This is a genomic window from Methylobacterium sp. AC690, assembly GCF_979256535.1.
The window spans coordinates 1-8,272 of record NZ_CEEDOX010000041.1 but is presented as its reverse complement, the minus strand read 5'-3'; the positions used below and the strand labels follow the sequence as shown (position 1 = coordinate 8,272).

Sequence of the window (8,272 nt, the reverse complement as noted above, 5' to 3'; positions counted from 1 at the left end):
CTACCAGGACCACAACACCCCCGACGCCATGTACGCCGAGGCCGGCCTCGACGCCGCCGGCATCCTCCAGACCGTCAAGGCCGCCCTGCCCGAACGGAAGGCGCGCGGCGCCAAGCTCGTCAGCGTCGTCCAGAAGTAGCGTCGTTCCGCATCCCGCGGAGCCCAGGGCTCCGCGGGGTCGAACCGAGGCCTACTTGATCACCGCGCAGGCGATGCGGGCGCCGGCACCGCCGATGGGCTGCGTGGTGTGATCGTCCTCGTTGGCGTGGATGATCAGGGCCGAGCCGTCGCCGTCCTTGAGAGCGCCCTCGCCGGTCAGCGGCGTCTCGCTCGACACCTCCGCGTTCACCGATCCGTCGGCATTGGCGAAGACGTTCGGCAGGTCGCCCTCGTCCGGACCCTCCGGATTGAGCAGGCCGTGCTTGCTCTGGTCGTGGTTCACGTGGGCCTTCGACTTCTCGAACTTCGCGGTGTCCGAGCAATCGCCCACGGCGTGGAAGTGGATGCCGTGCCAGCCGGGGGGCAGGCCGCCGGGCTGGATCGTCACGCGCATGACCAGGGAACTCGCGCCGTCACGGATCATGATCTTGCCGATGGGCTCGCCCTTCCCGTTCTGAATCGGGCTCTCGAAGGTCTGCGGGGCCGCGGGGGGCGCTGCCTCCGCGGGCGCCGCCGGGGCGGTCTGCGCGAGGGCCGCCTGGGCGGCGAAGGCCGTGCTGGCCGCGAGGGCAAGGACCGACGGAAGTCGTCTCATGAAATGGCTCTCCTCTCCACGCCGGGTACGCCGGTGGAGCGTCAACGAAGATGGTCGCGGGGCGCTCCACGGCAATGCCGGGCGGCCCGACCTTTCCCATGCCTGGACCGGTGAGGCCAGATGCCGGCCCCCCGGGCCGGCGCGAACAGCTGTGTCCTGCGGCACCCCGATGGTTGCGGTCCGTGGACGAACTCTTAAGGTTTCGCTAAGTTTCCGGTCACGGGGCCAATCTCGGCGCCTGATTCACCAAGTCTCCGCTGGTGGATGGACCGCAGATCTTGGCGCGGCATTAACATTGACTGCAGCGTAAGACTCGTTGGGAGGTTCCCATGACGTTCGCCGCCCCTCGCCGCCTCGGGTTCCTCGCTCTGGTGCTGGGTCTCCTGCCCGCCCTGGCCCACGCGCAGACGCCGCCGTCATCCGCATCCGGCCGGACCTGGACCGACCCACCACCCCGGGGGACCGCCGAGTCCACATCCCCGGTCACCACGCCCGCGGCGACCCCGGAGGCGCCCAAGCCGTCGGCGGCGCCTGCCGAAACCCGGCGCTCGACGCATGCGGCGGTCCGGACGCCGAAGAGCGCGCGCGAGACGCGTGCGCGTGGGAATACCGAAGCACGCGTGCGGGTCGCGCGCCCGGCGGCGTCCCCGTCGCGTCGTCCTGCCGTCCGGACGGTGGCGCGGGTCCAGGAGCACCGGGACCCCGTCGTCCGGCGCGTGACGACGCGGCCGCCGGTGATTCGCTACAGCTACGGCGTCGTCCCGGAACCGACCGGTCCGTTCGTGTACGAGGACGACCGGGCCCGCCGGATCCGCCAGGCCCAGGAGGCCGGCTACCTCGTGGTGCGGTCCCGCAGCGTCGAGTTCCCCGATGGCCGGCGCCTGCGCACCTATCGCCCCTACGAGGAGGAGAGCGAGGACTAGGACTCGCTCGGCGCCGCAAACGAAAACCCCGCCGGGGGGGCCGGCGGGGTTGGGGTCAGCGTGCGATCGAGGGTCTCCGGATCAGCGCAGGCGGCCGGGCCGGGCCGGCTCGAATACGATGCGACGGTGGAAGGCGCACCAGCTCTTGCCGTCGGGCGCCGGGGCGCCGCAGCAGACGGCGCGGTCGTTGGGCTCGCCGATGATGAATTTGCACACGAAGGCACCGGACTGCGCGAACGGCACCCGCAGCTCGGCGGAGGGCTCGGCGATGGCATCGGCCTCGCCGACCTGTGACATGCGGACAAGCTGGTTCATGGATCGGATGACTCGCGGACTGGCTTTCGCGGGCGGGGCCCAGCGGAGTGTGACGGATCGGGAGCGTGTCGCCTTCGGGAGGGCCTCTCCCCTGCATGGACACAGCGGGCGACCCGCGGACATGAATGGGAAGAATCGCGGACCTTGAGCAGGTCGGAAGCGCGGCCAAACCGGACGCGACAGCGTCATGATGCTGTTATATCTGGGGTTTGCCCCTCGGCAAACAAGTGCTGACGCATGCGTGTGTTGCAGCGCACAGGTTTCGGGCCGCTTGCTTAAGGGGCTCCAGGCTGCTTCGGCGGCCATTACGAATCACAGATGGGTTTCATCCCGGCCAATGCCAGGAGGCCCGTGGCTGTCATCGTCCTGAGACAGGACCGTCATACAGCCGGGATGTGCGGGGATCGTGCCGGGATCGACCCGCCGCGGCGATCGCCCTGTCGGGAGACCCCAATCATGGCCGAAATCATGGCTGATGCGATCGCCCCCGGACTTCGCCCGCCGCCGCAGGCGGAGCCGGGCCGCCGCCCCGGCCCGAACCTCGACGGCAGCATCCACGTCTCGGGACTCGTGGCCTTCGCCCTCGTCCTCCTGGGCGGCCTCGCCTATGCGGGCTACAGCCTGGTCCACGACATGAACGCGGTCGGCGAGACGCCGCTCGCGATCGGGGCCTTCGCCCTCCTGGCCCTGGCCCTCCTGATCGCCCTGGCCTTCGAGTTCGTGAACGGCTTCCACGACACCGCCAACGCGGTGGCGACGGTGATCTACACCCACGCGCTGCCGCCGGTGGTGGCGGTGATCTGGTCCGGCGCCTTCAACTTCCTCGGCGTCATGCTGTCCTCCGGCGCGGTGGCCTACGCCATCGTCACCCTGCTGCCGGTGGAACTGATCCTGCAGGTCGGCTCCTCCGCCGGCTATGCGATGATCTTCGCGCTGCTGATCGCCGCGATCCTGTGGAACCTCGGCACCTGGGCGCTGGGCCTGCCGAACTCCTCCTCCCACGCCCTGATCGGCTCGGTGATCGGCGTCGGCCTCGCCAACCAGCTGATGGCGCCCGAGGGCCAGGGCACCTCCGGCGTCGAGTGGGGACAGGCCGTGAAGGTGCTGGAGGGGCTGCTGTTCTCCCCCGTCCTCGGCTTCGTCCTGGCGGCCCTGCTGCTGCTGGTCATGAAGGCGGTGGTCCGGCGCCGGGACCTCTACGAGGCCCCCGCGGGTGAGGCCCCGCCCCCGCTCTGGATCCGCGGCCTCCTCATCCTCACCTGCACCCTGGTGTCGTTCTTCCACGGCGGCAACGACGGCCAGAAGGGCATGGGCCTGATCATGCTGATCCTGATCGGCGCCGCCCCCACCGCCTATGCCCTGAACCGCACCATGTCGGACGACATGACGCCGGTCTTCGTGCAGCAGTCGCGGGACGCCAGCGCGGTGTTCGCCGCCCGGGCCGCGGGCGCGGCCCGTCCCGATGCCGCGGCTGCCCGCGGGCAGGTCAGCGAGGCCCTGCGCACCAAGGCGCTGAACACCCCCGCCGTCTACGCGGCGCTGGCTGCCCTCTCGGACGACATCGCCGCCTCGGTGCAGCGCCACGGTACGATCCGCCAGGTGCCGGCCGCCGCGACCCCCAACCTGCGCAACGACATGTACCTCGCCGCCGACGCGGTGCGGCTGCTGCCGGCCGCCGGCGCCGGCTTCCCGGAGGCCGAGGCCAAGACCCTCAAGGCCTACGAGGGCCTGCTCAACGACGGCACCCGCTACATCCCCACCTGGGTGAAGGTCTGCGTCGCCCTCGCCCTCGGCCTCGGCACCATGGTGGGCTGGAAGCGGATCGTCGTCACGGTGGGCGAGCGGATCGGCAAGACCCACCTCACCTACGCCCAGGGCGCCTCGGCCGAGATGGTGGCCGCCGGCACCATCGGGCTGGCCGAGCTCTACGGCCTGCCCGTCTCCACCACCCACATCCTGTCGAGCGGCGTCGCCGGCACCATGGCGGCCAACGGCTCGGGCCTGCAGGTCGCCACCGTGCGCAACATGGCGCTCGCCTGGGTGCTGACCCTGCCGGCGGCCATCACCCTGGCGGGCGGATTGTTCTTCATCCTGCGGCACCTGTTCTGAGGACAGGTGCGTCCCGCCCTCCCGGTCGCGCGGCGGGCGGATGGATGGGAGGGGCGGATGCCCGTCGGGCGATGGAAGCGGGGGATGGAAGCGGGCGGAGCGCTCGTCCCCCCTCCGGCGCCGCCTCCCGCATGGCCGGAGCCGGCAGGGCCCCGCTTTCTTGAGGTCGCGCGGCGCTGCGTGTAGGTCGGGGACAGGCTCGATCCGGTTCGGACGGCCGCCAGGGACTCCATGCGCGTCTTCGTCACCGACACCGCCGGCCTGATCGGCGACCCTCTCGCACGGCCCCTCCTCGCGGCGGACCACCCGGTCACGGGCCTTGACGGCGTCAGCGACGATGGCGGCGTCGCCCGCATGCGCGCGCGCCGCGTCGGCCCGTCCGATGCCCTGGGGACGCCTGCGGGGCGTCACCGCCTGGTCGCCTGCGCCGGCTCGGCCCCCGGCGGCACCCCGCCCGGCCGTTCCCGCGCGTTCGACCCCCTCCTCGCGAGGCCGCCGACCCGCGACGCCGCCCCTTGCGGGGCCTGAATGCCCTCACCCGTCCCGCCTGCGTTCCCCCCGCCTGCGTTCCCCGCGCGTCCGCTCCGCCCGGCGCCGCGATGCCGCCACAAGCCACGAGCCCGATGACCCCCAGACCCCTTCCGCCGCGGCGCCGCCCCCGCTCCGGTCCGATCCGCCGTCGTCCGGGGCACCGGCCATGATGGCCCTGCGCTCCACCGCCCTGGCGGCGGCCGGGCTCCTCGCCTTCCTGCTGTTCTGGGAGGCGATGCCGCGCCTCGGCCTGATCAACCCGGCCTTCCTGCCGCCGCCGAGCACGATCCCGGCCGCCTTCCTCAACGAGGTGCGCCTCGGCGTCTGGGGCGAGGCGGTGCTGTCGAGCCTCAGCCACTACGTCACCGGCCTCTGCGTCGGTGCGGGGGCGGGCATCGCGCTCGGTCTCCTCAGCGGCATGTTCCGCGGGTTCGAAGCGGCGACCGCCTGGATCGTGCGCCTGCTGCGGCCGATTCCCGGTCTGGCCTGGGTGCCGTTCGCCATCATCTGGTTCGGCGTCCAGCCGGAGGCCGCCGTCTTCATCATCGCCATCGGCGTGTTCTGGATCGTGTTCTTCGCGACGCAGGGGGCGGTGCGCGGGGTCGACCGCGACCTGATCGAGGTGGCCCAGGCCTTCGGCTTCGGCTCGCCCTGGTCCCGGCTCACCAAGATCCTGCTCCCGGCCGCGACCCCGGGCATCCTCGTGGGCCTGCGCACGGCCCTGGGCCAGGCCTGGATGGCGGTGGTGGCCGCCGAGATCTTCGGCGTGCCCGGCGTCGGCGCCCGGATGATGCAGGCCTCGAGCCTGCTCTCCACCGACATCGTCGTCGTCTACATGCTCACCATGGCCGCCCTCTACGGCCTGTTCGACACGGCCTTCGTCGCCCTCCAGGGGTGGCTCCTACGGTGGCGCGCCTGAGATGTCCGACCCGATCATTTCCATCGCGGGCCTGAGCCTCGCCTACGAGCGCGCCGGCACCCGGACCGTCATCCTGCAGGACCTCGACCTCGACGTGGCCCGCGGCGAGTTCCTCGTCATCGTCGGCGAGTCCGGTGTCGGCAAGTCCACGGTCCTGCGGGTGCTAATCGGGCTGGCCGAGCCGAGCGCCGGCACCGTGCGCCTCCAGGCCCGCCCCGACTGCCGCACGCCCATGGCCCTGGTCTTCCAGGATGCGCGGCTGCTGCCCTGGCGCCGGGTCATCGCCAACGTGGCCTTCGGGCTCGAGGGCCGCGGCCTGTCCAAGGCCGAGCGCCTGGCCAAGGCGCAGGCGATTCTCGACCTCGTGGGACTCGGCGATCTCGGCCAGCGCTGGCCGCACCAGCTCTCCGGCGGCCAGCGCCAACGCGTCGCCATCGCCCGGGCGCTCGCCGTCGACCCGGACGTGCTCCTCATGGACGAGCCGTTCTCGGCGCTCGACAGCTTCACCCGCGAGGGGCTGCAGGACGAATTGCAGCGCATCCAGGCGGCGACGGGCAAGACCATCCTGTTCGTCACCCACGACATCGACGAGGCCGTGACTCTCGCCGACCGGGTCGTCGTGCTCGCCGGCAGTCCTGGCCGGCTGGCGGCCGAGATGCCCGTGACGGTGCCCCGGCCCCGCCGCCGCCGCGACGCCGCCCTGCAGGAGGCGGCCCGGCAATTGCGGATGGAGCTGTCGAACCGCTCGGCGGAGCTCTGAGGCGACGGGGCGAGCGTCGGGTGCGAAAAGGGTCGCGGGCGCGGCCGTTGCCATCGGTCGCCCGGCGCTCTACCCCGCTGGAAGACACCCGTTCGCTTCGAGGATCAGGCCGATGCGCCGCCGCACCCGCTCGCTGATCGGCACGATCGTGATGCTGGCCTTCATCATCATCTACGCGCCGCTGGCCATGGCGCTGGCCGACAGCCGGATCTCCGAGACCCCGGCGCCCGTGCAGGCGGTGCTCTATGCCCTGCTCGGCATCGCCTGGATCTTCCCGCTGATGCCGCTGATCAGCTGGATGGGCAGGAACGACGCCGAGGATCGGGGCTGACGGCGCGGGAAGCGGGGAGAACCCCCGGACCGGCCAGAAAACGTCGTCCGGCGTCGGGTTTTCGCCGCACTCGCGCGCCAGACACGCGCCGTGTCATTCGTTAAAAGGCCGTCGTCCCGCTCAATGCCACGCCTGTGCACGCCCTCGCTTCTGCTCGGCCTCGCGATCCTGTCGGCCCTCCCCCTCCTGGCGGTGCGTCCGGCGCAGGCGCAAGGAGCGCCCCGCTCGGTCTCCGACTGTGAGCGCCTGAAGAACGACCTCGCCTACAACCAGTGCCTCGCCATGTTCGGCCCGGCCGCCAAGAACGTCGCCGGCGGCGTGTCCGCCGGCGCCGCCACGGCCTCGGCCGAGGTCGCCAACGCGCTGGCGGCGATCCCCCAGAGCCTCGCCGCGAGCGCCGCGGCGACGGGGGCGGCAATCGCCTCCATCGGTCATCGCACGCGGCGCGGGCGCCATGCCCGCCACGGCCGTCAGAGCGCCAGCTTCGCCATCGCGGGCGGCGAGAGCCGTTCCTATCGCCGCCACCGCCGCCGTCGCTGAGCGCGCCACCCTCTGCGCCGGCGCCGCGCGTCAGGCGACGTTGAGCCGGCGGCCCCGGTTCCAGGCCAGGAACGGCACCCCCGAGAGCAGGGCCGAGAGCGCGGCCTCCGTCTGGTGGTGGCCGTTCACCGAGACCCGCGGCAGCGCGTGCAGGTGGTCCGCATGGGCCGCGAAGAGATGGCCCGGCCGGGTCGTCACCGCCGTGGCGAAGCCGAGTTCGCGGGCGAGGGCGAAGTCGCGCGGGCCGGCTGAGGTCGGATCGCCCACCGGGTAGGACAGGTGCGGGACCGGACGGCCGAGCTCGGCCGCGATCCGCGCCCGCCCCTCCGCGATCTCCCGGCGCGCCACCGCCGCGTCGTGCTTGGCCAGCATCGGGTGGCTGATCGTGTGGGCGCCGAAGGTGACGAGCGGATCGCGGCCGAGGCTCCGCAACTCGGACCAGGACAGGCAGAGCCCGCCGGCCATGCACCCCGGGGCCAGGCCGGCCTCGGCACAGAGATCGGCGATGACCGCGAGGAGCCGCGCCTCCGGGCCTGACCGCAGCTGGCGGTAGACCCGGTCGAAGGCCGCCGATTTCTCGCGCGCCTGGCGTGCCGGCAGGTCGAGCCCCGCCTCGGGCACCCGGACCCGGTCGAGGCGGCGGATCGCCTCCTCCAGCTCGAGCCACCACAGGCGCCCCTGCCCGCTCGCGAAGTCGCTGGTGACGAACAGCGTCCAGGGCGCTCCGTGCCGCCGCAGGATCGGGGCGGCGTGCTCCGCATTGTCGCGGTAGCCGTCGTCGAAGGTGAGCACCACGAAGGGACGCCCGCCCGCGGCGAGGCGCGCCGGCAGGGCGTCGAGGCCGATGATCTCGAAGCCGCGCCGGCGCACCAGCGCCAGGGTCCGGTCGAGGAAATCCGGGGTGATCGCCAGGAGGCCGTTGGGGTCGTAGGAGTCCGGCCGGTCGGGGCGGACGTGGTGGAAGGTCAGGATCAGTCCGCGCCCGCGCGCCACCGGCCCGAGCCAGAGGTCCGCCCGGCTCGCCGCGATGGCCCGGAAGCCGGCCGCGAACAGGCGGTGACGTCGGCTCAAGGGGGGCGGACCTCTGGCT

Annotated in this window: 10 protein-coding genes; 7 read left to right on the top strand and 3 right to left on the bottom strand. The window is 72.5% G+C overall.

What is annotated here, in order from left to right:
• Positions 1–190: 190 nt before the first annotated feature.
• Complete coding sequence (locus tag AC0IY1_RS25100; RefSeq protein ID WP_055951411.1) at positions 191–754, bottom strand: superoxide dismutase family protein; 564 nt, start codon at positions 752–754, stop codon at positions 191–193.
• A gap of 329 nt (positions 755–1,083) precedes the next feature.
• Between AC0IY1_RS25100 and AC0IY1_RS25095 the strand changes: the two genes are divergently transcribed.
• Positions 1,084–1,677 (top strand): hypothetical protein, encoded by a 594-nt coding sequence (locus tag AC0IY1_RS25095; protein WP_471773286.1) that lies wholly within the window; start codon positions 1,084–1,086, stop codon positions 1,675–1,677.
• An 81-nt stretch (positions 1,678–1,758) separates the two neighbouring features.
• Here the strand turns inward: AC0IY1_RS25095 and AC0IY1_RS25090 are convergent, their stop codons facing one another.
• On the bottom strand, positions 1,759–1,992 hold the full coding sequence (locus tag AC0IY1_RS25090) for a GcrA family cell cycle regulator (RefSeq protein WP_055951417.1): 234 nt from the start codon (positions 1,990–1,992) through the stop codon (positions 1,759–1,761).
• A 468-nt stretch (positions 1,993–2,460) separates the two neighbouring features.
• Between AC0IY1_RS25090 and AC0IY1_RS25085 the strand changes: the two genes are divergently transcribed.
• The 6 genes from AC0IY1_RS25085 to AC0IY1_RS25060 all read left to right on the top strand — a co-directional run bounded on the left by AC0IY1_RS25085 (position 2,461) and on the right by AC0IY1_RS25060 (position 7,182).
• A complete protein-coding gene (locus AC0IY1_RS25085; protein ID WP_471773290.1) occupies positions 2,461–4,101 on the top strand; it encodes an inorganic phosphate transporter in 1,641 nt (546 codons plus the stop codon).
• Between the two features lie 231 nt (positions 4,102–4,332).
• The gene (locus AC0IY1_RS25080) at positions 4,333–4,629 is read left to right on the top strand and encodes a hypothetical protein (protein WP_471773285.1); all 297 of its coding nucleotides are present in this window, start codon (positions 4,333–4,335) and stop codon (positions 4,627–4,629) included.
• A 169-nt stretch (positions 4,630–4,798) separates the two neighbouring features.
• Positions 4,799–5,551, top strand: coding sequence for an ABC transporter permease (locus AC0IY1_RS25075; protein ID WP_055951423.1), 753 nt, complete (start codon positions 4,799–4,801; stop codon positions 5,549–5,551).
• A gap of 1 nt (position 5,552) precedes the next feature.
• On the top strand, positions 5,553–6,311 hold the full coding sequence (locus AC0IY1_RS25070; RefSeq protein ID WP_471773283.1) for an ABC transporter ATP-binding protein: 759 nt from the start codon (positions 5,553–5,555) through the stop codon (positions 6,309–6,311).
• A gap of 112 nt (positions 6,312–6,423) precedes the next feature.
• Positions 6,424–6,642, top strand: a complete 219-nt coding sequence (locus tag AC0IY1_RS25065) for a DUF2842 domain-containing protein (protein WP_055951430.1) — start codon at positions 6,424–6,426, stop codon at positions 6,640–6,642.
• A gap of 123 nt (positions 6,643–6,765) precedes the next feature.
• Entirely contained in the window at positions 6,766–7,182 is a 417-nt protein-coding gene (locus AC0IY1_RS25060; RefSeq protein ID WP_055951433.1) for a hypothetical protein, read from the top strand.
• Between the two features lie 30 nt (positions 7,183–7,212).
• On the opposite strand, the gene AC0IY1_RS25055 is transcribed toward AC0IY1_RS25060, so the two are convergent.
• Positions 7,213–8,253, bottom strand: coding sequence for a polysaccharide deacetylase family protein (locus AC0IY1_RS25055; protein WP_471773288.1), 1,041 nt, complete (start codon positions 8,251–8,253; stop codon positions 7,213–7,215).
• Between the last annotated feature and the right edge of the window lie 19 nt (positions 8,254–8,272).